The organism is Echinicola sediminis (assembly GCF_054777495.1).
Genome location: NZ_BAAHAP010000034.1, coordinates 17,586 through 40,345, shown reverse-complemented (window position 1 = coordinate 40,345; position 22,760 = coordinate 17,586). Strand labels below are relative to the sequence as shown.

24 protein-coding genes are annotated in these 22,760 nt (G+C 44.5%); 12 read left to right on the top strand and 12 right to left on the bottom strand.

Features of this window, described 5'->3' with window-relative positions:
- The first annotated feature begins 3 nt into the window (after window positions 1-3).
- The 7 genes from ACYVAA_RS10810 (at window position 4) to ACYVAA_RS10780 (ending at window position 4,567) form a co-directional block, all read left to right on the top strand.
- Complete coding sequence (locus ACYVAA_RS10810; protein WP_460541453.1) at window positions 4-420, top strand: MnhB domain-containing protein; 417 nt, start codon at window positions 4-6, stop codon at window positions 418-420.
- On the top strand, window positions 417-800 hold the full coding sequence (locus ACYVAA_RS10805; RefSeq protein ID WP_460541451.1) for an NADH-ubiquinone oxidoreductase chain 4L: 384 nt from the start codon (window positions 417-419) through the stop codon (window positions 798-800). The genes ACYVAA_RS10810 and ACYVAA_RS10805 overlap by 4 nt, the downstream gene beginning before the upstream one ends.
- A gap of 17 nt (window positions 801-817) precedes the next feature.
- Window positions 818-2,308: a proton-conducting transporter transmembrane domain-containing protein gene (locus ACYVAA_RS10800; RefSeq protein ID WP_460541449.1), complete on the top strand. Its 1,491-nt coding sequence runs from the start codon at window positions 818-820 to the stop codon at window positions 2,306-2,308.
- Between the two features lie 2 nt (window positions 2,309-2,310).
- Window positions 2,311-2,802 (top strand): Na+/H+ antiporter subunit E, encoded by a 492-nt coding sequence (locus ACYVAA_RS10795; RefSeq protein ID WP_460541447.1) that lies wholly within the window; start codon window positions 2,311-2,313, stop codon window positions 2,800-2,802.
- The gene (locus tag ACYVAA_RS10790; RefSeq protein ID WP_460541445.1) at window positions 2,799-3,071 is read left to right on the top strand and encodes a monovalent cation/H+ antiporter complex subunit F; all 273 of its coding nucleotides are present in this window, start codon (window positions 2,799-2,801) and stop codon (window positions 3,069-3,071) included. Before ACYVAA_RS10795 ends, ACYVAA_RS10790 begins: the two co-directional genes overlap by 4 nt.
- Window positions 3,072-3,074: 3 nt before the next feature.
- Window positions 3,075-3,434, top strand: a complete 360-nt coding sequence (gene mnhG / locus ACYVAA_RS10785) for a cation:proton antiporter (RefSeq protein ID WP_460541443.1) — start codon at window positions 3,075-3,077, stop codon at window positions 3,432-3,434.
- 203 nt (window positions 3,435-3,637) lie between these two features.
- Window positions 3,638-4,567: a universal stress protein gene (locus ACYVAA_RS10780; protein ID WP_460541441.1), complete on the top strand. Its 930-nt coding sequence runs from the start codon at window positions 3,638-3,640 to the stop codon at window positions 4,565-4,567.
- Between the two features lie 112 nt (window positions 4,568-4,679).
- Here the strand turns inward: ACYVAA_RS10780 and ACYVAA_RS10775 are convergent, their stop codons facing one another.
- Both ACYVAA_RS10775 and ACYVAA_RS10770 read right to left on the bottom strand, forming a co-directional pair.
- Window positions 4,680-5,171, bottom strand: coding sequence for a hypothetical protein (locus ACYVAA_RS10775; RefSeq protein WP_460541439.1), 492 nt, complete (start codon window positions 5,169-5,171; stop codon window positions 4,680-4,682).
- Window positions 5,172-5,182: 11 nt separating this feature from the next.
- A complete protein-coding gene (locus tag ACYVAA_RS10770) occupies window positions 5,183-6,247 on the bottom strand; it encodes a 6-bladed beta-propeller (RefSeq protein WP_460541437.1) in 1,065 nt (354 codons plus the stop codon).
- Between the two features lie 431 nt (window positions 6,248-6,678).
- Between ACYVAA_RS10770 and ACYVAA_RS10765 the strand changes: the two genes are divergently transcribed.
- From ACYVAA_RS10765 to ACYVAA_RS10750, 4 genes are all read left to right on the top strand, one after another.
- The gene (locus tag ACYVAA_RS10765) at window positions 6,679-7,875 is read left to right on the top strand and encodes a hypothetical protein (protein WP_460541435.1); all 1,197 of its coding nucleotides are present in this window, start codon (window positions 6,679-6,681) and stop codon (window positions 7,873-7,875) included.
- A gap of 357 nt (window positions 7,876-8,232) precedes the next feature.
- A complete protein-coding gene (locus tag ACYVAA_RS10760) occupies window positions 8,233-8,838 on the top strand; it encodes a hypothetical protein (protein ID WP_460541433.1) in 606 nt (201 codons plus the stop codon).
- Window positions 8,839-9,272: 434 nt separating this feature from the next.
- Window positions 9,273-9,857 carry a hypothetical protein gene (locus ACYVAA_RS10755; RefSeq protein WP_460541431.1) on the top strand — a complete coding sequence of 195 codons (585 nt, stop codon included), beginning with the start codon at window positions 9,273-9,275 and terminating at the stop codon, window positions 9,855-9,857.
- A gap of 479 nt (window positions 9,858-10,336) precedes the next feature.
- Window positions 10,337-10,921: a DUF3244 domain-containing protein gene (locus tag ACYVAA_RS10750; RefSeq protein WP_460541428.1), complete on the top strand. Its 585-nt coding sequence runs from the start codon at window positions 10,337-10,339 to the stop codon at window positions 10,919-10,921.
- A gap of 69 nt (window positions 10,922-10,990) precedes the next feature.
- Here ACYVAA_RS10750 and ACYVAA_RS10745 read toward each other — a convergent pair whose 3' ends face one another.
- Window positions 10,991-12,988 (bottom strand): alpha-ketoacid dehydrogenase subunit alpha/beta, encoded by a 1,998-nt coding sequence (locus tag ACYVAA_RS10745; RefSeq protein WP_460541425.1) that lies wholly within the window; start codon window positions 12,986-12,988, stop codon window positions 10,991-10,993.
- 143 nt (window positions 12,989-13,131) lie between these two features.
- Between ACYVAA_RS10745 and ACYVAA_RS10740 the strand changes: the two genes are divergently transcribed.
- Window positions 13,132-13,698: a helix-turn-helix domain-containing protein gene (locus tag ACYVAA_RS10740; RefSeq protein WP_460541423.1), complete on the top strand. Its 567-nt coding sequence runs from the start codon at window positions 13,132-13,134 to the stop codon at window positions 13,696-13,698.
- A 40-nt stretch (window positions 13,699-13,738) separates the two neighbouring features.
- Here the strand turns inward: ACYVAA_RS10740 and ACYVAA_RS10735 are convergent, their stop codons facing one another.
- From ACYVAA_RS10735 to ACYVAA_RS10695, 9 genes are all read right to left on the bottom strand, one after another.
- Window positions 13,739-14,332: a porin family protein gene (locus ACYVAA_RS10735; protein WP_460541421.1), complete on the bottom strand. Its 594-nt coding sequence runs from the start codon at window positions 14,330-14,332 to the stop codon at window positions 13,739-13,741.
- 98 nt (window positions 14,333-14,430) lie between these two features.
- On the bottom strand, window positions 14,431-16,050 hold the full coding sequence (locus ACYVAA_RS10730; protein WP_460541419.1) for an alanine/glycine:cation symporter family protein: 1,620 nt from the start codon (window positions 16,048-16,050) through the stop codon (window positions 14,431-14,433).
- Between the two features lie 237 nt (window positions 16,051-16,287).
- On the bottom strand, window positions 16,288-17,220 hold the full coding sequence (locus ACYVAA_RS10725) for an SDR family oxidoreductase (protein WP_460541417.1): 933 nt from the start codon (window positions 17,218-17,220) through the stop codon (window positions 16,288-16,290).
- On the bottom strand, window positions 17,201-18,040 hold the full coding sequence (locus tag ACYVAA_RS10720; protein WP_460541414.1) for a peptidylprolyl isomerase: 840 nt from the start codon (window positions 18,038-18,040) through the stop codon (window positions 17,201-17,203). The genes ACYVAA_RS10725 and ACYVAA_RS10720 overlap by 20 nt, the downstream gene beginning before the upstream one ends.
- A 3-nt stretch (window positions 18,041-18,043) precedes the next feature.
- Complete coding sequence (gene hemC / locus ACYVAA_RS10715; RefSeq protein ID WP_460541411.1) at window positions 18,044-18,979, bottom strand: hydroxymethylbilane synthase; 936 nt, start codon at window positions 18,977-18,979, stop codon at window positions 18,044-18,046.
- Entirely contained in the window at window positions 18,979-19,887 is a 909-nt protein-coding gene (gene rimK / locus ACYVAA_RS10710) for a 30S ribosomal protein S6--L-glutamate ligase (RefSeq protein ID WP_460541408.1), read from the bottom strand. The genes hemC and rimK overlap by 1 nt, the downstream gene beginning before the upstream one ends.
- Window positions 19,884-20,327 (bottom strand): ATP-dependent zinc protease family protein, encoded by a 444-nt coding sequence (locus tag ACYVAA_RS10705; RefSeq protein ID WP_460541406.1) that lies wholly within the window; start codon window positions 20,325-20,327, stop codon window positions 19,884-19,886. The genes rimK and ACYVAA_RS10705 overlap by 4 nt, the downstream gene beginning before the upstream one ends.
- The gene (locus tag ACYVAA_RS10700; protein ID WP_460541403.1) at window positions 20,324-21,469 is read right to left on the bottom strand and encodes a DNA polymerase III subunit; all 1,146 of its coding nucleotides are present in this window, start codon (window positions 21,467-21,469) and stop codon (window positions 20,324-20,326) included. The genes ACYVAA_RS10705 and ACYVAA_RS10700 overlap by 4 nt, the downstream gene beginning before the upstream one ends.
- 13 nt (window positions 21,470-21,482) lie before the next feature.
- On the bottom strand, window positions 21,483-22,685 hold the full coding sequence (locus tag ACYVAA_RS10695; RefSeq protein ID WP_460541401.1) for a GlmU family protein: 1,203 nt from the start codon (window positions 22,683-22,685) through the stop codon (window positions 21,483-21,485).
- Between the last annotated feature and the right edge of the window lie 75 nt (window positions 22,686-22,760).

The following is a 22,760-nucleotide window of genomic DNA, read 5'->3' as shown; positions in this document are numbered from 1 at the left end:
ACGATGAAAACATTAGTATTGGAAACCTTGCTGAAGCCCTTAGTTCCCCTGTTTATGGTGTTCGCACTGTACATGTTTTTTAGGGGGCACAATCAGCCCGGCGGTGGTTTTATAGCTGGACTGATCTCCGTGGTGCCTCTGATGATCCATGCAATTGCCTTTTCCCCGGAGAAAACCGTGGCCGTGTACAAGTTGAAGCCTTTTTTTCTGGCCACGATAGGATTGTTATTAGCGGTGTTCAGCGGGATGTTTTCTTTAATGAGGGGGCAGCCCTTTCTTGCTGCCCAATGGCCAGACTTTGAGGTGAAGATCCTAAGTAAAATAGGTACACCGATTTTATTTGATCTGGGCGTTTTCTTGGTGGTCGCTGGATTTGCCCTAAAAGCAACGTTTTTGTTTGCAGAAAGGAAGGGACGATGAATATAGTGGTGGCGGTGCTTATTGGGGTATTGTTTGCTTCAAGTATTTACCTTTTGCTCAACAGGAATTTTTTCAAACTGATTTTAGGAGTGATCATTTTAAGTTATGCGAGCACTTATTTTCTTTTTGTCATCAGCGGGACGACCGAAAATTCACCTCCTTTGATCAAAGAGGAGGGAAAAGCCTATCTGGAGCAACTGGCTGATCCTCTTCCCCAGGCATTGGCCCTGACGGCGATAGTCATCAGCATTGGCGTACAGATGTTTGTGGTGGTCTTGCTGAAAAAAGTCTATCAGGTAGTGAAGAAAGACGATATCGATGAACTGCAGATAACAGATGAAATAATCGAACCCCAACCCCAAAAAGAGCCAGAGCATTGATTTTAATTTTCCCTATATTGATCCCCGTAATTTTTGCCCTGCTTTGCATGCTGTTTTGGGCAAAGCCACAGGTCCAAAAGCTGCTGGCGCTTTCAGGAAATGTGCTTTTTTTGGCTGCTTCAGCTTGGTTGACCTATGGGATTTATCAAGATGGTATACAGACCGTACAAGCGGGAAATTGGCCGGCTCCCTTTGGGATTACTTTGGTGGCTGATATGTTCAGTGCCCTGATGGTGCTGGTGACGGCGGTGATATTCTTGGTCTGCATCATTTATGGACTTGAAGAGGTGGACCGGGCGAGAAAAGCAAAGGGGTTCTATCCTGTCATCCTGTTCATGATGTTCGGGATAACGGGGACTTTTCTTACCGGCGATGTTTTCAATCTGTATGTTTGGTTTGAAGTGATGCTGGTGTCCTCTTTTGTGCTGATGTCTTTGGGCAGTACCCGGGCCCAGCTTGAAGGGGCTGTTAAATATGTAGTGCTCAACTTTATCGCTTCCTGCTTCTTTTTGGCAGGCCTGGGCTTGGTTTACCGCGTTTTCGGTACCTTAAACATGGCAGAGCTGGCGCAAATTGTCCGTCAGGGGCATCATTCAGGAATGGTCACATTGTCAGCGCTGTTTTTTATTGTCAGCTTTGGGATCAAAGCGGCGGTCTTCCCCTTGTTTTTTTGGTTGCCGGCATCCTACCATACCCAACCCCTGACCATTTCGGGATTGATGGCCGGATTGCTTACCAAAGTGGGCGTATATGCCATTATTCGTTTTTTTTCATTGATCTTTATCAATGATATGGCGTTTACCCATGTCCTGTTGCTCTGGATTGCCGGTCTTACTATGGTGGTGGGAGTCCTGGGGGCCATCGCCCACAACGACTTTAGGAAAATTCTCTCCTTTCACATTATCAGTCAAATCGGGTACATGATCATGGGACTGGCCATTTTTACCCCTCTTGCGCTTACCGGTTCTATTTTTTATATTATTCATCATATTATCGTGAAGGCCAACCTGTTTTTGATCAGTGGGGTAACCAAAAAGATCAGTGGCAGTTTTCGCTTGAGCCTGAGCGGTGGTATCTATGATCACTTTCCTATCATAGCCTTACTGTTTGTGGTGGCAGCCTTCTCACTGGCCGGTATTCCGCCCCTGTCGGGCTTCTGGGCTAAATTTATTTTGGCCAAGGCAGGCTTGGAAAGCGAAAGGGAAGTGATCGTAGCCATCAGTCTCTTGGTGGGGCTGCTGACCTTGTTTTCCATGACCAAAATCTGGGCGGCAGTATTTCTGGGTAAAGGAGATAAAAAATGGGAGGATCAAGTCAATTCCACCTCCTCTTTTTGGAGGGTATTCTTTTTGAAGCATTACCTGATGATCATTCCTGTCATGATCTTGGCTTTGATTACACTGGGCATAGGGATTTTTCCTGCTGGATTATTGGAGTTGGCGGGTCGGGCATCCGAACAGTTGATCAATCCGGAAGCCTATATAAATGCGGTTTTAAAACTAGAATGAATATGGTGTATATCTTTAATATCGTCGCAGCAGTGTTTTTGGCCTATTTTACCTTGGAGGTGCTCCCCGGTCTGCCCCAAAAGACTTATATGACTTTGGGGATGTTTTGGGGCTATTATACCCTGCTTTGGCTGCTGTCGGCTTTTTATAATAGAAGGCACTTTAGGAAAGTCCCGATGGCTATAGGGCTGTTCTTTTACTATTTGAAGGAGCTATGGCTGGCCTCACTGAAGGTTGCCTATGACGCGCTGACGCCCTCTCATAAAATGATGCCCGGGGTCATCGCCTACCCCATGGAAGTGAAGACAGATTGGGAAATTACCTTATTGGCCAATTTTATTACACTTACCCCAGGATCACTTTCCCTGGACATTTCAAGGGATAGGAAACTGCTGTATATCCACGAGACCTATATCTGGCACGGGGACATCCCAAAGTACAAGGAGAAGCTAAAACATGGTTTTGAAAGAAGGATATTGAACCTGACTCGATGAGTATTTATTTCATATTACTGTCCGTGGCAATTGCCCTCATGTTTGTAGCCTTGATGCTGACCATGGTCCGGTTTTTAAAGGGGCCGTCTTTGCCCGACCGGATCATTTCGCTGGATTTGCTGTCCTCTATGCTAATCGGGATTTTAGCACTCTATTCGATCGTTTCCGGTGTGGACGCTACCTTGGAAGTGGCTTTGGTGCTGTCTTTGGTTACCTTTCTTGGGACTATGATCTTTGCCAACTATCTGCTGGAAAAAAGAAAAAAGTAAGCTATGGGAATAAAAGAGATCTTTAGTGTGGTTTTTATATTGATGGGGGTAGTCTTTATGTTGTTGGCTGCCATTGGCTTGGTTAGGTTTCCCGATTTTTATATCAGAAACTCCGCAAGTACCAAGGCCGCCATTTTGGGCTTGGGGCTGATCCTGTTGGGGACAGGCTTGTATTATAACCAATTGGTCATTTTTGTGGAGCTGATGGCCATATTCCTCTTCATTTTTTTGATATCGCCCCTGACCTCCCATATTGTGGCCAGGGCCGCCTTCAAAACTAAGGTGCCTTTTTGGGACAGAACCAACCTGGATGATCTAAAGGGACAGGAAAAAGGGAAAGAAGAGGAGGGGGAAGACAAATGAAAGGCTTATAATTATACGGGAGGGCGATGAAGTAAAGGGAAAAAATTATTATATTAATGAGAGGGCGAAAGTCCTTCTTAATTGCCTGAAATCCAAAATTCTATGACGCATTGCTTTGGTTAGAACTAGGTGGGCGGATTTTATAATGGAATATTTTGTCAGGTGATTTATAGATTGTAAACATTGACTAACAAATAACGTTTATGAGCTTTTTTACGAGAATATTGGTCGGCTTGGATCTTAGCGAGATGGATAACAATGTAATCGCTTATGTCAGCAATTATGTAAAAATCCATCCCAGTGTGGAAATCATCTATTTTGTTCATGTGGTCAATAATTTAGAACTGCCGGAGGATATCCGTAAGAAATACGGGGATTTCCTGCTTCCCAATGATGAAACCATCAAATATGAAATGAAGCAGGAGGTGAGTAAATATCCCGACAGTTTTAAGAATATCCAGGTGGAGTATGAAGTGCTGGAAGGCGCCCCCTTGAAGCAGCTTTTGCACTGGTCAAAGGTGAAACTGATAGAGTTGATCGTGGCAGGAAAGAAAGAGCCCCATAAAGGGACGGGCATTGTGATGGAAAAGCTGGCCCGCAAAAGCCGCTGTTCCATTTTGTTTGTGACCCCCGGACAAAAGGAGCTATTGCCCAGCAAAAGGATTTTGGTTCCCGTCGATTTTTCACGACGTACAGATGCTATTCTTGAGGTGGTGAGGGAGTTTTCGGCGAACGTTCCCGGTCTGAAAATCATTGGCCTAAAAGTGGTCAATGTCCCCACAGGTTATTACAAAATAGGGAAGACCTTTGAGGAGTTTGCCGAAATAATGGTGGAAAATGAGAAGGAAAACTGGGTGAAGTATCAGGAAAGCAGGCATCTGGATGACTTGGATATAGAGATGCATTTTGAGCCCAAACATCATGAAAATATCGCGAAAATCATTTTTGACTTTGCCCAGCGACAGGATGCCAGCCTTATTGTGATGGGCTCCAAGGGGCAGACAGAGGCTTCTGTCCTATTATTGGGCAGTGTGGCCGAAAAGTTAATCTCCTATGATTATCAGATACCGCTACTTTTACTGAAAAAGCCAGAGGATGTCAATGACTTTTTTGATGCCATCATGAAGGTGTGAGGAGTCGGTTCTTAGATTAAAGGGAGGCTTACCATGTTTATTCGCACATATTCATGGCATGACTCAAAGTCATGCCATGAATCATTTGCTTCCTGGGACTCAAGATTTAAACTTACTTTTTTAAAAAAGTATCTAGCTGTTTTCGGAAGTATTCTTTTAGCCCTATTTCAGCTGTCCCGATTACTTTTTGGTTTTTAACCAAGTATGGAATCAGTCTGTTGTTGGATACAGCCGGATCCAGTTGGTTAAAGTGGAGGAAGGAGTGGCCCGGGTCAAGGATAACCGGGAACGGAAAGTCCATTTTCCGCAGCTTATCGGTGGGTTTTTCTTTCTTTTCTCCACCAATGTAGATGATAAAAGGAACCTCAGGGTATCTTTCCTTTGTATCCCTCCAACCAAAAGTCTCAGAAAATATATGTAAGCCAAGCTTGTCATGGTTAAAATAGATGACCACCTGCGATTCACAGTCAAAACAAATCTTGGTGCTGTCCCCCTTTGGATAGATGACCTCCAAATCCTGAGGTAAGATCAGTGGCTGCTCTTTTTTGCAGGAGCTGAAAGGGATAAGGAAAATCAGAAGGAATGGAAAAAATAATGGTCTCATGCTTTTATTGGTTAGGGTTCAACGGTAATAATGACTGGGTAATCATAGTCACTTTTTGGAAGTTCGATAGAGGTAGTGCTTTTCTTCTCTTTCAAATAATCCTCCAGCACCTGTCGGTAGGTGACAAAAAGAGCCCGGCCTGATTTATCCATACCAATGGGAAAGAAGAAGGGGCTGCTTTCGGAATCTACAGGTACCTTAAAGGCTGATTGCTTTTCATGGTTGTAGAAAAGAAGCTGTTTCTGGACACCATTGCTCCCCTGCAGCATGCATTCCATAAGGATGGTTTTATTACCGCCGAACACTCCTACAATGTTGGCAAATCCATTTTCATTGAGCTTTGGGAAACTTTCCATGATATTGCTGGTCCAAAAGGAGGGAGGAATAGAAAAGGCACCAAAGTCCACCTCAAGAGCCACGGAAAGGGAATCCTCTTCAAAACGATAGACCTGATTGTTAAAGGACTCGATTAAAAAGAGTTTGTTATCCGAACAGAAGAAGTTTCTTTCTGACATGGGAAGTAGTTCCCCCGAGTACTGGTTGGGCAGGTATTGGGCGGTGATTTTTCCCGAAGGGGATAGTTTTACCATCCTATTTTCGGTTAGAGGGAGATTATAGCTGCCATAAAGCAGGTATTCTTTGTTGGGGAGCTTGGTAAACGAACTGGCGATATAGTCGGTTTCAAACAGTTTTACTTTTTCCATCAATCCCTCTATGCGGTAAACCGTCGAGGTGTTCCCAAGGGTGGAAAGGATTTCCAGCTCCCCATTGGGCTTGGCAAAGAAATCATCAATGGAAGGAAATTTGTCCGGTCCATCCCCTCTTTCGGCCGCTTTTCTTAGGTAACGGCCTGACTGATCAAAGACGTAAATGGGTTTTTGTTTGCTTTCCTCATCCCAAACAAATAGCAGAGAGTCAGTTTGTCTGATCCTCAGCCTTTGTCCCATCAGGTTTTCTGCAGTGGTTTCCAAGGGTAGGGTCTTAGTGATGTTTAGTTCTTCGGAAGGCTGTTCCTTTGTTTCTGATAGAGAAAGTGCGGTCTGATTGCCGGAAGGCTTAGGATTGCAGGAAGTCATTAATATGCAAGTGAATATGAAAAATGAATATCTTATCATTATTGGCTTTGATCTAAAGTGTTTTATATAAACTAGTTTTTTGATATTCATGGCATGACTCAAAGTCATGCCATGAATATCAAAGCGTACTTTTTAAATGATACTGGACTAGGATACTTTCTGACATCATGTTTTTTTGGCGAAAAGAGCGAAAACTTTTCGGATGAATATTACCATAACGAAATTTTGAAGTCCTGCGCCTGCTTACGGACTGTTTAGGGGGCAGCTGCTGCGCCTCCCGTGTAACAGAACTTCCGGTAATTGTATCTGGTTTCTAATAAAACTAATAAAATAGGTTAATAACTAAAAATTATTTTAGTTATTTTCGGTGGCTTGATTTTATAAGTGGCAATTGATTTGCTACCAGCACTCGAAATATAAATTTCATCATCATGAATAATTCTAAGACCAGCTGTTTTTCCTTTGTTTTGGCTGTTTTTGCCTTGGCAAGTTGTGGTAAGGGAGCTGACAAGCAAAGAGAAACAGGTCCGACCGCTAAACTGGAACTGGAAGTAGTGGATTCCTTGGTAATAGACGAACTGGAACCTTTGTATATGGATGACCATATGGCTGAACTGGGTTATTTTATGCTAAGAAACAGTAAAACACGTCAGCCGTTATTGGTGGATGAAAAGGGGACCGTCATTCAGGAATTCGATATTCTGCATGATGGGCCTGACGGAATTGGAAATTATGGGGTAGGTTATAGGTTGTTGAACGATACGGCCTGGGTCGCGCAGAATCTGATGAAGGGATATTTTGTTTTTGACTACCAGGGGAGAAGGTTGAAAAAGCTCCCCGCTTTGTTTGAGGATATCTTTTCGATTACCATCAACCCTTCACGGACTGGATTTCATCCCTATGTAAAAAATGGCAAAGCCTATATATTGGGAGAGGAGATCAATATGTTTGACCACAAAGCCGTTTCTCCCGAGGAGCTGGGGGCCGATTTTTATGATTCGGCCAAAACTATTTTCAATTTAGAGCTGGCCTCATCTAAAAGTGAGCGGCTTGTCACGTACCCGGCGGAGTGGGAACCTCGCAGGGCAGGCAGGTACGTCGGAAAGGCCTTTCCTTTGGCGGCCATCAATCGGAAAAACAAAGAAATGGCCATTTTACCGACCGTCGGTAACCAACTTTTTGTCTATGATTATTCGGGGGATACCCCTGTTTTGAAAGATTCCATAAAACTGGAGCACAGGTTTCGGCCCGAGAAGGCTCCGGATGCAGATTTAAGTGCGGAGCGTTGGTTGGAGGATTATCCTTTATTTACAGATCTCAATGTGCTTGGAGAGGGGTACCTCATCAGTTTTTCAACCAGAATTCCCAAAGAGGTGTTGAGGGAGTTAAGGGCCAAGAGTGAGCAATATTATAATTTGCCTGAGTTTAAAGCAGCCTCGGAACAGTATAGGAAGGCTTACCATATTGTCGTCAACAAGGGCAAGCAGGAGGGGGTGATCGACCAATTGCCGGTTCATGGGGGATTGGACTTCAGTGATGAAGAGGGTTTTTTATATATTAATGATAATATGAACCCCGAAATTGAGCGGGAGTATAATGTCTTTTATAAAGTAAAAATTAAAAATTGAAATTTTTTTTCGGGTATAAAATGGTTTTTTCAAAGAAAGAAAATTTGGAATAATGCAAAAAGAAGGCAGGCATGATCAATATGTCTGCCTTCTTTTTTGATTGCAAACGGTTTCGGATTGATGAAAATGAAATTTTCATTAAAATATTGTTTGTTTTATCGAATCGTTAATAAAATATAAACAGTGTTGATGTATTTGTAATTATTGATTTCTTTTTTTACGTTTGAATTACAATCACGTGATTAAAAAGTCAAAGTACCTGCCCAAAATAATTAGCCTCAAAAAATAACCGGTTGATACCCAACGATACCGGGAGGTTTGAAAGTGTTATTTGTTAACCCTTAAAATTTTAAAACCATGAGATTAATTATTGCAACACTAATGGCGCTATGCACGACATTGACTGCTACAGCCCACACTGCAGGTCATTCGGACCTAGAGAAGGAAAAAGAAAAGAAAGAAACGGTGGTCCTCGAAAAAATCGGGGACAAGAAAGTGCAGCTGAAGTTTATGGCCGAACCACATGGAAAAGTATTGGTGAGGATCAAGGATGCCAACAGCAGTGTTATTTTCAAAGAAATCATCAAAACAGAAAAGGAGTTCAAAAAGAACTATGACCTGGCTGCTTTGGCTGAAGGAGATTACAAGTTTGAAGTCTTTACCAAAGAGCAGGGCGCAGAAAACTTCAGCCTGTCATTGGGTGAAAAGAAAACTGCAGGTTCCAACTACTTTACTAAAGTAAAAATGTTGGACGGAGAGCGAGTAGCCCTTTTGATAAAAGCAGATGGGGATGCCAAAAAGTACATTCGTGTCATGGATAACGGACATGTGATCTTTGAGGATTCTTTTGAGGGAAAATCCTATGGAAAGTTATTTAAATTCATCAAGGTAACATCTTTGGAAGATTTAGTCTTTGAGGTGAAGGCCGAAAAAGGTGATGCAAGGTATCTTTCTGCTCTTTAAGAACTAAAACCAACATGATTTACAGAGGCTGTCCTTACAGGGGCAGCCCTTTTTGTTGTTGGTGTTTATTTGTCCATGATTCCAGAATTTAATTAAATAATCAAAAAACGAAAATTTATTTTTAGGTATAATATTCTGTTTTGTAGGTTTTTTTTAGTCAAATGTTTTGTAAAGAGTAAGTTGGCTTTTTAGAAATTAGTTGAATGGTTGAAATTCGAAATAATTAAAAAATTCAATGATTATTATGGTATTGTTAATTATTGATAATTATCGTTGTGGTATTTGTAATTACATAGCCGTGTTGTTACATTTGTAGTGTGATCGAAGATCAATTACCCGCCCAAAATAATTAGCCTCAAGAAAATACGGATGCCAATACTACAAGTGTCCGGAGGTTTGTAAAAACAATCTAAAACCTATTAACATTTCTAATCATGAGATTAATTATTGCAACTCTAGTAGCGTTCTGTATTTCAGTAAGTGCATTCGCTAAAACAGGAACTGGCCTGGATGAAAAAACAGTGAAACTTGAAAAAGTTGGAGACAAAAAGATTGAACTGAAGTTTTTGGCAGTTCCCAACAGCAAAGTACTGTTAAGAATCAAAGACGAGAACAAATCCGTGATTTTCAAAGATATTATTTCAAGCGACAAGCTATTTGCCAAGAAGTATGACCTTTCTGCTTTGGCTGATGGGGAATACCAATTTGAAGTGTTTACGCCAGAAGAAGGTACCATTCAGGACAAGAATCTGTTTGTAGGGCAAAAAAGAGAGAGCGCTGATTTCTTTACCAAAGTAAAAGTACTTGACGATAAGAACATCGCTTTTCTGGTAAAGTCTACTGACGAGACCAAAAAGTACGTTAGAATCATGGATCAAGGAAGTGTGATTTTCGAAGATAGCTTTGAAGGGAACAAATTCGGTAGAGTATTCAAGTTTGAAAAAGTAGCTTCTTTGGAAGGACTTGTATTCGAAGTAAGAAATGAAGCAGGTGACGGAGAATATGTCTCTGCTCTGTAATTACCATACTAAATTGGAAAAAGGCGCTTTGATCTGATCAAAGCGCCTTTTTTATTGCCCTTAAAAAAACTCATGATTTTTGTGTCGGAATAGTACAGTGTAATGTCCGATATAGAACAGTCTCCGCCATGGGCAGTTGGTAGATTTATTTTTTTATTGGAAAGGGAAAAAAAGAAAAAAAATAGTTTGTTCTAACTGACATCATCATCCTCCCAAGCTCTTGGACGGTGAATGGTGGGAAACCTGTATTATTTCCGATCAGTTATGCGGACAGTTATATTGTTTTGATACAGTTTTTCGCCTTGGTGCTTGGTGCCAAAAAAACGGATTTCTTCATTATGGGGCATTTGATAACCATTAGCTGGGGCAAAAGGGCCTCATAGGAATAGGGGGATGTCCAAATGGTACACAATTGGTCTTATTGCTAATACCGCTTAGCGCAAACAAAAAAAAACAAAGATCAATAAACAAGCACCGTCATGAAAGCATTATTAGCATCCGCTTTAGTACTTGGAATGGTATTTCTTGCCAAAGCAAATGAAGTCCCTGATAGAAAAAGTTTACTGGCACTTACCAGTGTAGAGACCAATGATGAAAGAATCAACGTAAGTTTTAAGGAACCGGTCGGGAAAGCCGTGGTTTTGATTTTTGATGAAGAGGGTAAGGTCCTGGCCCGAAACAAATACAATGTCAAAAAAGCGATGAACATCCCATATAACCTATCCGACTTGCCGGAAGGGGATTATGCGGTACGTATCAAGACCCGGGATGAAACTGCCACCTATAATGTGGAGACGAAATCCAAGGCAGTAACCTACGAGCGGCCCATCGTAGCCTACGGAAAAATCAAAGACAATAATACCATTAACCTAATGGTGTTGGGCATCGAAGAACCTGGAATCCGGGTGGATATTTTCGATGAAAACAACAAAAAGGTGGCAACGGACAATGTCGATGTCACAGAAGGCTTTGAGAGGAATTATAAAGTCGTCGACAGAAAAGTGGAAGGGCTTACTGTACGCATCAAGGATGCCCAAGGGAGAAAGAAGTACATCTACTTCTAGTAGCCCAGTTTAGCATAGGTTTGGGCGCGAGGCTGTCTGTTTCAGACAGCCTCTGTTTTTTTTAGAATGCTAATAGTCCAACAGCTGCTGCAGCTTTTTCTTGAAGCGGGACTTGGGTAGAAAGTTTTCTTCCAATGCTCCAGAAAAGGGGACGGGGGTATCCAGGCTAGCTTCCCGCATTACGGGAGCATCTAAGTGTTCAAAGCAGTTTTCACTGATCCATGCCGCTATTTCAGCTCCAATTCCTCCAGTAAGTGTGGCCTCGTGCAGGATAATGACTTTGTTTGTCTTTTTAACCGTTTCAAGGACAGCCTCTTTGTCCCAGGGAAGAAGGGTTTGAAGGTCGAGGATATCCGCATCGATATTTGCTTCTTTAATAGTGGCCATCGCCCAGTGGACACCTGCGCCATAAGTGATGATGCTGGCATGGGAGCCTTTATGGACCAGTTTGGCCTTGCCGATTTCCTCGGTGTAATAGTCTACGGGTACTTCTTCTGAAATTGACCTGTACAGGGCTTTATGTTCAAAAAACAGGCAGGGGTTGGGGTCTTCAATTGCTGCGGCCAACAAGCCTTTGGCAGCCACAGGGCTGCTGGGGTAGACTATTTTTAGTCCCGGAGTGTGGAAAAACCAGGCCTCGTTTGACTGGGAGTGAAAAGGCCCGGCCCCTACCCCGGCCCCAGTGGGCATCCGGATGACCACATCGGCGTTTTGCCCCCAGCGATAATGGATTTTGGCCAGGTTGTTCACTATTTGGTTAAAACCACAGCTCACAAAGTCGGCAAACTGCATTTCCACCATGGTTTTGAAGCCCTGAATGCTGAGCCCCAAAGCCGTTCCGATAATGGCGCTTTCACAGAGCGGGGTGTTTCGGACTCTTGCTTCCCCGAAGTTTTTCAGGAATCCATCGGTGATTTTAAAAACCCCGCCGTAGTTGCCTATATCTTGCCCCATCAAAACAAGTTCAGGGAACCGATCCATACATTGCCAAAGCCCTTCTTTAATGGCATCCACCATCCTTAGCTTTTCAGTCCTGCAGGCTGTGGGAATAGTGGATTTGGAGCGGTGGGGAGCATAGATGTCTCCAAGTTCCTTAGGGGTACTGGCCGTCGGGCCCTTTTCATTGAATGCCGTTTCGATAGCATGGTCAATGGCTGATTTGATCCGGGCATTGATCGTGCTTTTCAGGGAAGGGGAAAGGATGCCGGAGGCTTCTAAAAAGACTTCGTAGTTATGGACAGGATCTTTTGTCCGTCCCTCTTCGAAATATTCTTCGGGGACATAGTGGGTGCCGGAGGCTTCTTCATGGCCCCGCATTCGGTAGGTAATCGCCTCTACCAAAAAGGGCCTGGGTGATTCTCGGATCTTTTCCGCGATGGAGGAAAGGCAATGATACATCTCCAGGATGTTATTGCCATCCACCTTTACCGCTTCCATTCCGTAGCCAGGGCCTTTATCGGTAAACTGTTTGAAGCGAAACTGCTCCTCGCTGGTTGTGGAAAGGCCATAGCCATTGTGCTCGATGACAAAAATAACGGGCAGCTGCCAAACCGCAGCCACATTCAGCGCCTCATGGAAATCTCCCTCAGAACTTGCCCCGTCACCGGAGAATACCAAGGTGGCTTTTTTTTCTCCCTTGAGCTGATGGGCCAAGGCTATTCCATCGGCTATGGCCATTTGTGGGCCCAAATGAGAGATCATCCCAACAATGTGGTGCTCCAATGTCCCAAAATGAAAAGACCGGTCCCTGCCTTTGGTGAATCCGGATTCTTTTCCCTGAAACTGTGCGAAGAGCTTTGCCAAAGGGACATTCCTTCCGGTAAATACTCCTAGATTGCGGTGCACGGGCAGCAGGAATTCGTCTTTGTGCATGGCCTTCACAGCAGCTATGGATATCGCTTCCTGGCCCCATCCGCTGAACCATTTAGAGATCTTTCCCTGCCGAAGTAAAACCAGCATTTTCTCCTCAATCCTTCTGGGCAACAGTAGGGATTCATAAAAGTCCAGAAGCTGTTGATCGCTGAGTTTTTTGCGGTCAAAGATCATTGCTGAAGAGACTTTTTTCATAGCGTTGGCTTGGCTGGATAGAAGCAAATTAAATTAAGTTTGTGGTAATGCAAAGGTGCTCAAAAGAATTGTGTTTTTCCAAAATTGGCTGGAGTCTTACAAAAATAATAGAACTTACCAGTGAAAAGTAGAGTTTAAGGGGTATGCCCGATATATTGATCAAAAATATGGTTTGCCCACGCTGTATAATGGCGGTGGAAAAGGTTTTTAAGGACAACGACATTCCTTTCCAGAAGGTGCAGTTGGGAAAAGTCACCACCAAGACCCCGGTTTCCAAGGAGCAGGAAAGTGTCCTAGAGGCTGCTCTTTTGCCTTTGGGATTTGAATTGCTGAAAGGAAAGGAGGTACAGACTGTGGAAAGGATCAAAAACAGCTTACACAGTCTGCTGGAAATGGAGGAGATCCCTTCATCCTTAAACCTATCAGATCATATCAAAGAAGCCGTTCCTGAAGATTACAGTAGGTTAAGCCATTTGTTTAGCACCTCGGAGGGCATTACCATAGAGAGGTACTTTATCAGCCTGAAGCTGGAAAAAACCAAGGAGCTGCTGTTCAATCATGAATTGCAGCTGAGTGAAATAGCCTGGAAGCTGGGCTATAGCAGTGTGCAGCATCTTTCCAATCAGTTCAAAAAAATAGTGGGTATGACACCCTCTGCTTACAAAAAGATGAAAGACAAGCCCAGAGAAAGCCTGGATGGTATAAAATGAAAATAGCGGTGAATTTCACCGCTATTTTTCTCTATAATCTTTAGAAAAGCCTGATCCCCAGAGATAGGATCAGTTGATTTTGTCGTTGGTCTGTATCAAATCCTGCGACACTTTCCGCCTGCTTGCTGAGTGATCCTTCATACTTCAGGTCGATGATCATATTAGCGATGTCCACCCCTAAGCCGGCTTGGAATCCCAAGGTTGCTTTTTTGTAATCCGGTTCTGACTGGAAAATCAGAAAGCTTTCTTCATAATCTGAATTGATCAAAAAACTTCCTACAGGCCCACCTTGAATCCTCAAAACATTAGCTAGTTTGAACCCTAGCATCACAGGCACATCCAGACGGTTAAAAGAAGCTTCAAACTTTTGTTCATCAGGGCCGTCGGTTTTGGTGATTTCCCCCCCTGTATTTACATAAAGTACCTCTGGCTGAACAAAGAAGGAATTGCCACCCATTCTTACGAAGGCCCCCACATGGTAGCCCAGCTTACTGTTTCCGCTTTCATATTCCCCGTTATTGACCTGTATGTTACCTTGGGAAACACCTAGTTTGGGACCGATGGAAAAGTCCTGAGCATGCAAAGAGCTGCCGATCGCCAAAAAGGCAATTAAAACAAGCAATAATTTTTTCATCTGTGATAGCTTTTAGTGTTTAAATCTTGGATAACAAATTCGCTCCAAATATCCTGCCAGAACTGGCAAGGGTAGGAGGCACTTGTTTCCAAAATCGATTATGATCTTTTTATCGCTGTTGTAAATTTTTTGAGTTCACTTTTGACCTTAGGGAACAAGAAGAATAGCCCTATCATATTGGGGAAAACCAAGGCCAGGATCATGGCATCGGAAAATTTCACCACAGCGTTTAGTGTGGTGGAAGCTCCAATAATAATAAAGGCGATAAATAAAATTTTGTAAGTAAGGTCAGCGGCCTTGCTTCTTCCGAACAAATATTTCCAGGATTGTAGCCCGTAATAGGACCATGAGATCATGGTGGAGAAGGCAAACATGATAATGGCTACTGTCAACACGTAGGAGAAGTGGGGTATAGCGGCATCATAGGCCATGGTAGTCAGTTCAACACCACCTAGGGAAGCTCCCCCTTCCTTGAGAATTACGTTTCCATTTCCATCTCCTCCGTATTTGAAGATGCTTTCCATATTGCCCAGTCCTCCGTCGATATTAAAGAAGATGATCACCAGTGCCGTCATGGTACATACTATTACCGTATCAATCATCGGTTCCAAAAGGGCAACTACCCCTTCACTGGCAGGGAATTTGGTCTTTACAGCGGAGTGGGCAATGGCTGCTGAACCCGCGCCGGCTTCGTTTGAGAAGGCTGCTCTTTGGAAGCCTACGATCAGCACTCCTACCATACCGCCCAGTCCGGCCAGAGGGGTAAAGGCACCTTCGATGATAAGGCCAAAAGCATCGTCAATATAGTCATAATGGGCTCCCAGAATGATCAGAGAGGCTAAAACATAGACGCCTGCCATAAAAGGGACAATTTTTTCGGTGATGGTGGCGATTCTTTTGATACCGCCGATGATTACTATGGCTACCAAAAAGGCCAGGCATACTCCGATCCAAAATCCGTTGGTCTGGAAGTTGATGCCGAGAAGATTGGATAGCTGGGAGGCCGCTTGGTTGGACTGAAAGGCATTTCCTCCTCCAAAGGAAGCGCCTACACAAAGTATTGCAAAAAGCCCTCCTAGAAACTGTCCTAAGCGGCCTTTGTTGAGGTCGTGGCCAAGGCCTCTGGAAAGATAATACATGGGCCCACCATGTACCGTTCCGTCATTTTCCACATCCCGATACTTCACGCCGAGGGTACATTCGACAAATTTGGTGCTCATGCCTAGGATGCCGCATACGATCATCCAAAAAGTAGCACCGGGTCCCCCAATGGCTATGGCCACGGCCACCCCGGCAATATTGCCAAGGCCTACGGTACCTGAAACCGCCGTAGCCAATGCCTGAAAGTGGCTCACTTCACCTTCTTTGGATTCGTCCACCACTGCGTCCGGGTGCTCCGGATCTTTGTAGGTCTTTTCCACATCGTCGTATTTGCCCCGAACGGTATTGATGGCAAGTGGAAGTTTGGTGATGCCCGGCAAGCCAAAGTATACCGTGAAAAATGTGGCGCCTGAAACCAGCAAGATCAAAATGAAGGGAATATTATAGTCTCCGATGCTGATAGGGTATAGAACAAGGCTTTCCCAAGCGTCAGCCACTGGCTGAAAGGATTGGTCTATTCGCTGTCCAAAACTTAATTCTTCAGTGGTCGAGGGGGCTTGAGCAAAGAGGCTGAGTGGTAAAAGAAAAATTAAGAAGGATAGAAGTTTTCTATACATAATGTGTTTAAGTTTGATTTGTATATTTGAGTCTAATTTTTATAAACTTGTTATCAAATCCCAATCTCTCTTAACCCCTGTATAGTCATCACCCTTCAATGGGCATTATGCATTCATGAGCACAATATTCCGCTTGTGAATAGTGTGCTCATAACATAAATAAAGGATACTATTTCTGATGAGTTTCATGAGTAAAAGAAGAGAAATTGGATTTCTCCAGATACAAGCTTGATTTTTTCAATTGGCTAAATTAAGTTGTTTTGCTAGAATAGCAATCCCGTCCATAAAACTTTTTGGGTGATAATTTAACTGCTCTTTGGCTTTTTGGATGATAAAACCTGTTTTTAAGGGTCTTTTTGCCGGTTGTGTAAAGGAGGTAGAGTCCGATTTGTTGATCTTGGTTTTGTCCAATTTAAAGAACTCCGCAGTTTGAATGGCCATGTCATACGGGGTCAGTAGCTCTTCCCCTGAAATATTGAAAATGCCTTCTGCTTGCTTTTCGGCCATCAATATACAGCCCTCGGCAAGGTCTTCTGCCAATGTAGGCGTTCTGAGCTGATCGTCCACTAGTTGTAACTCTTTCCCTTGTTCCAGCGCATTTTTTACCCACAGCACAATATTGGAGCGGCTCATGTCATGCGAGAGACCGTACACGAGCACTGTTCTTGCAATCCCCCACTTTAACTTGGAGGAAAAGAGGGTGTTCTCTGCTTGCAATTTGGTCTCCCCATAGTAATTCACCGGATTGGGTTTGGCCTCTTCGGTGTAGGGACCATTTTCCCCATCGAAAATAAAGTCTGTGGAGACGTGGAGGAGGTAGGCTCCCTTCTGTTCACAAGCGGCGACAATATGTTGCACCGCTGCGACATTTTGCTGGTAGCAATGCTCTTTTTCAGTCTCGCACTGGTCTACATTGGTCATGGCAGCACCATGAATAACAATGTCAGGGGAGTATTGTTTGAAAACGGACAGGACATCCCTTTCATCGGTGATGTCCATGGAGGCATAGGAAAAACCTTTCCAGGTGTCTGGAAGCCTGCATTTGCCCCTGCCTGTGGCGACAATGTGGAAGGTGTCTTTTTCAAGAAGCCTTTTGACCAGTTTTTGGCCCAATAGCCCGTTGGCTCCTGTAATGAGTAAGGTGGGCTTGTTATTTTTCTGGGTACTCAAAACCGTATTCTTTAGTGATTTTTTTCTTCGAAATTTTTTCTACCTCTACGGTAATGTACACCGGATCCAGCGGCCTGTCCATGCTGTTGGTTTTTTCCGAGGAAATTTTGTCCATTATGTCCAGGCCTTTGATGACCTTGCCGAAAACGGTGTATCCTTCATCCAGATGAGGAGTGCCGCCCGCAGTGGTATAGGCGGTGATTTGTTTTGGACTTAGTTTTTTGTCCAGGTTGATATTGAAAAAATCCTCCATCTCTGCCTTTTTGGAGAGCATCAGTTCGTTCATCCCATTGAAGTCTCCAAAGTTGTAAAGCTCAGCATAGCGATTGGCCAGTTCTTTGCGGCTTTCCACGCTGATGTATTTCATGAAATGCTGCTGCAGTCTTCTCATGTCCGTGGTCAGTTCCAACTCGGAATACACTTTTCCTTCCACAATATAAAACTGGCATCCGCTGGAGCGCTTTTCGGGATTGATATTGTCACCTTGACGAGCTGCGGCGATAGCTCCTTTCTCATGGATCAGCTCTTCGTTGAATTCCGCCGGAATGGTGTACCATTCCTCCTGTGGAAGTCCTTCTTTGGTGAAAACATCACCTCCTTGTATCATAAAGTTGTCGATGACCCGTTGGAATTCCGTAGAGTCAAATCTGCCCTCTTCGGCCAGCTTAATGAAGTTTTCTTTGTGTTTTGGAGTTTGGTCGTATAGAACGGCATAAATGTCACCGTGTCGGGTATGTATTTTGATCAACGCGTCCTTTTCAGAGGAGCATGACATGGCCAATGGCAGCAAACATGCCAACCAAAGTAGTTTAGCTTTCATGGATTACTTATTAAGGTTCTTTTTGATATCGGAAAGGATCCGGTCACCGCCCATTTGCAGGATTTTTTCTGCCAATGTTCTGCCCAGACTTTCTGCCTGTTCTGCGGGACCTGAAATGCTGTCATGGAGGCGCTCCTTTCCATCCAGGCTCACGATGCCTCCATTAAGGTGGATTTGGCCATCTTTATAGTCTGCCAGGCAGAATACCGGGATGCTGCATCCTCCTTCCAATACCTTGAGGTAGCTTCTCTCAGCCCTAAGCCTATAGCCGGTCACTTCATGGTGGGTGGCCTTGATGATCCGCTGTCTCAGTTCTCCGTTCAGGCGCTCGGAGGCTTCCACGGCAATACTGCCCTGTCCCACAGCAGGAGTGAATTCCTCCAGGGAAAGTTCATGCCTGATCAGGTCATCGTATCCCATGCGGTGGGCACCGGCATAGGCCAGCAAGAGCGCATCACAAACGCCGGATTCCATCTTTTTGATCCTGGTCTGCAGGTTGCCCCTTACTTCCACCGTTTTGATATGGGGATAAAAGTGCTTTAAAGTGGCCACTCTTCGGGTGGAAGAAGTCCCTAGCAGAAGCGGTTTATCGGGGTTTTTGTAATCGATTTCCTGCTTATGGCTGAGAATAATGTCATTGACTTTTTCTCGTTCGGTAAAGGAAATGAGTTCAAAGCCTTCGGGAAGCGAAGAGGGCATGTCTTTGGCACTGTGTACGGCGATGTCCACCTCCCCATTGGCCAGCTGCTCTTCCAGCTCCTCGGTAAAGACTCCCTTACTTCCTATTTTTGAAATGGAGACATCCAGAATTTTGTCCCCTTTGGTTTCTATGGTTACGATCTCGGTAGTCAGGCCCTCGGCATTGAGTAAGTCGGCAATATGGTAAGCTTGGAAAAGCGCCAGCTTGCTGCCTCTGGTGCCTATTTTGATAGGTTGCATTATTCTTTGATTTTACTTTTAGTCGATTTTTTGCTCGCGGAAGATTCGATGAACTCGATGATTTTCCCTGCAATGTCGATGCCTGTGGCCTTTTCAATGCCCTCCAGTCCGGGAGAGCTATTCACTTCCAGGATCAGTGGTCCACGGGCTGATTGAAGCATGTCAACGCCGGCCACTGCCAGGCCAAGGGCCTTTGCAGCGCTCAGCGCGGCTTTTCGTTCGGCAGTCGAAAGTTTGATGACGGTGGCTTTTCCTCCGCGGTGCAGGTTGGAGCGGAACTCTCCTTCTTCGCCTTGGCGCTTCATGGCTCCTACCACTCTGCCGTTGACGACAAAGGCCCTGATGTCGGCTCCTTTGGCCTCCTTGATGAATTCCTGGACAATGATCCTGGCTTTTAGCCCGTGAAAGGCTTCAATTACGGACTGCCCTGCTTTTCTGGTTTCTGCCAAAACCACTCCGAGCCCTTGGGTTCCTTCCAGCAGTTTGATGATCAGTGGGGCGCCGCCCACTTTATCGATCAACTGTTTTTCTCCTCCTTTTGAAAAATTGGTGAAGGCAGTTTTGGGCATGCCCAGTCCCGCCCTGGAGAGAATCTGCAAACTTCTCAGTTTGTCCCGGCTGCGGACAATGGCCTGGGATTCCACGGCGGAAAATGCCCCCATTAGCTCAAACTGCCTTACCACGGCAGTTCCATAGAAGGTGACTGATGCACCGATCCTCGGGATGATGGCATCAATTCCTTGAAGTTTTTCCCCTTTGTAAAAAATCGAAGGGCCTTCCTGCTCAATGACCAGGTCACACAGGGAATGGTCAATGATCATGGCCTCATGGCCTGCGGCCTCAATGGCCTCACGAAGCCGCTTGGTGGAGTAAAGATTTGGGTTTCGGGATAATACGGCTATTTTCATTGCTGCGAAGCTTTTGATTTTTTGGAAAGATTGGTTTGGTCTACATCTACGATGAAGCGTCCTTTAAGCATTTTTCTCCCCAGTAGAATGGCGTTGCGCATTTTGGCGCGGTCGGATAAGGTAAACTCCGTTTCAAACTCCTCGTCAAACATTACCACCGAAGTGGTGACTTTGTAACGGAGCTCCGCTCCGCCAAAGGAATTTTTTACCTTTTTCAGGCTGTACTTTTCTGTCTGTATCAGTTTGTCGTTGAAAAGACGGTGTTTGGAAGAAAGGAGCTTGAATTCAAGGATTTTTTTTCCATGAAGCAGCTTTTCCTCCATCCATTCACAATGTATGGCATTGGTATATGCTCCCGTGTCCACTTTGGCAGAGATCAGGTGAAGATCCCATTCGGGAAGGCTTATTTTTTCTCTTCTTCCTATCAGGTGCTTTTTCATGCTGTTTCCTTTTTTCTAAGGACTTTGGCCATATCAAAGGAAAGGTCGGCAAATAAGATCTTTGCATTGGCATTCCTTTCAAGGTGATAATGGGCCTTATTGAGTAATTCGTAAATGCGCATGATTTTGTTTTCTGTCAGCGCTTTTAGGCTGAAATTTTCCACGAATTCCATGTCTGAAGGGGCGGTCCTCATCAGGTTTTCCAGCTGGCTCCTTTTTAAGAGACTTTCCCGAAGGATGTTCAGCCCTGTAAGGAATAAGGCTTTTTGCCCTTCCTTGTCAATGGCCTGAAAATTGTCCGACCATGACATGATACTATTAATGTCCAAGGTAAAACAAATTCTCATCCAATCACGGAATTTGGCGGTGTTTTCGTCCACCACCTGGTCAGCGAGTCTATAGGCTTCCCGCATATTGCCATTGGCAAGCGGGGCAATCTGAAGGGCTGCTTCTTTGGAGCAAAGGCCCCTTTCGATCAGGTGTCCTTTGATCTCTTCATCTGAAAATGCCCTAACCAGCACTTTTTGGGTCCTGGAAAGAATCGTGGTGAGCAGCTGCTCGGGCTGATGGGCCACCATAAGGAACAGGGTCTTTTCAGGTGGCTCTTCCAAGACCTTCAGCAGGGCATTGGCCGAGGAGGTATGGAGGTATTCCGGCATCCAGACCATAATGATCTTATATCCTCCTTCAAAGGACTTTAGAGAAACGGTTCTGATGATCTGCTTGGCTGCTGCCTTGGAAATGTTCAGTTGCTTTTTTTCAAAGCCGTTATGATAAATCCAGTCCTGTAAGTTGCCATAAGGACGCTGAAGGACGAATTCACGCCAAGGGCCGAGGATGTCGGTTTTTTTGCCGTTTCCATCATCGTCTTCCTTTATCAGGCTGCCCGGGACGGGAAAGGTAAAGCTTTGGTCAGGATGGATCAGTTTTTCCATTTTCTGACAGGAGGCACAAGTGCCACATGCATCATTTTCTCCCGGGTTTTCACAGTTGATGTAAGTGGCCACCGCCAAGGCCATTTTTAAATTGGCAGCACCTTCAGGGCCGTGGAACAGCAGGGCGTGAGCCAAATGATTGTTCCTAATAGCCTGAATAAGTTTTTCTTTAGTTTCTTCTAACCCGGGAATGGATGAAAATAGCATATGTCAAACGTTCTTAGCCCTCTTTGTCCCAAATTCTGTACGCTTTGGTCATGTCAAAGACCTTTTGCAACAGGGCTTTTTCTTTATGATCAAAGGAGTAGCCTCTTCTTTCCATGACTTTGGTGGCGGTGTCTTCAAACTTCCTGAACTGGAAAGTGGAAAATCCGGCCGCTCCTCCCCAGGAAAAAGAAGGGATAAAGTTTCTTGGAAATCCATCACCAAAAACATTGGCTCCAACACCGATTACCGTTCCGGTATTGAACATGGTATTGATGCCGCATTTGGAATGGTCGCCCATCATCAGTCCACAGAACTGCAGGCCGGTATTGCTGAAACCTCCTTTGGTGTAATCCCAGACCTTTACTGGGGCGTAGTTGTTTTTGAGGTTGGAAATATTGGTGTCCGCTCCGAAATTGCACCATTCGCCCACTACGGTATTGCCCATAAAGCCATCGTGTCCCTTGTTGCTATAACCAAAGATAACGGAGTTGGAAACTTCCCCGCCAACTTTAGAAAAAGGCCCGATGGTGCTGTCTCCCCTCATTTTACCCCCCATGTTGACGGTGGAGCCTTCGCACAGAGCAAAGGGGCCTTTTATCAAAGCGCCTTCTTGTACCTGGGCGTTCTTGCCGATGTATATCGGCCCGTCTTCAGCGTTGAGTACTGCAGCCCTGATTTTTGCACCTTCTTCCACAAAAATCATATCAGGGTTGTAGACCGCTGTATGTGGGTCGTCTATTGCTTTGCTTTCCCTGTTGGTGGTGATGAGTACAAAATCTTTTCTCAGCTCCAGCGCATTGAACTGGAAAATGTGCCAGTTTCTATGGATCAAGGTGATGTCACCTTCAAATTGTTCTGTTTTATTGTTGCTCTTGACTTCCTCTATAGCAAAGGACTCAGGTTTGTCAATATAGGCCGCCAATAAGGTCTGGTCCTTAAAAAGGGCAGTGCCTTTTGGAAGTGTTTTGATAGCGCTGATCAAACCATGGTCGGGACATAAGCCTCCATTGATAAAGAGTGTGCCTCCCTCTTTTAGGGGGAATTTCTCTTTTAAATAATCCTGAGTGTAATAACCTGCCTCGGTGTCAAGGTGTTTTTCCCACTTTTCACTGATCTTTAGGATTCCGACCCGGATATCAGCGACAGGGCGTGTAAAAGTAAACGGCAAAAGGGATCCTCGGTAAGCGGGATCATCAAATAATGTAATTGACTCCATGGTACAAAAATAGAAAAGTCTCTCGGAATACAATTTCCAAGAGACTTTTAAAATACTTTTTACTAAAAAGTAATT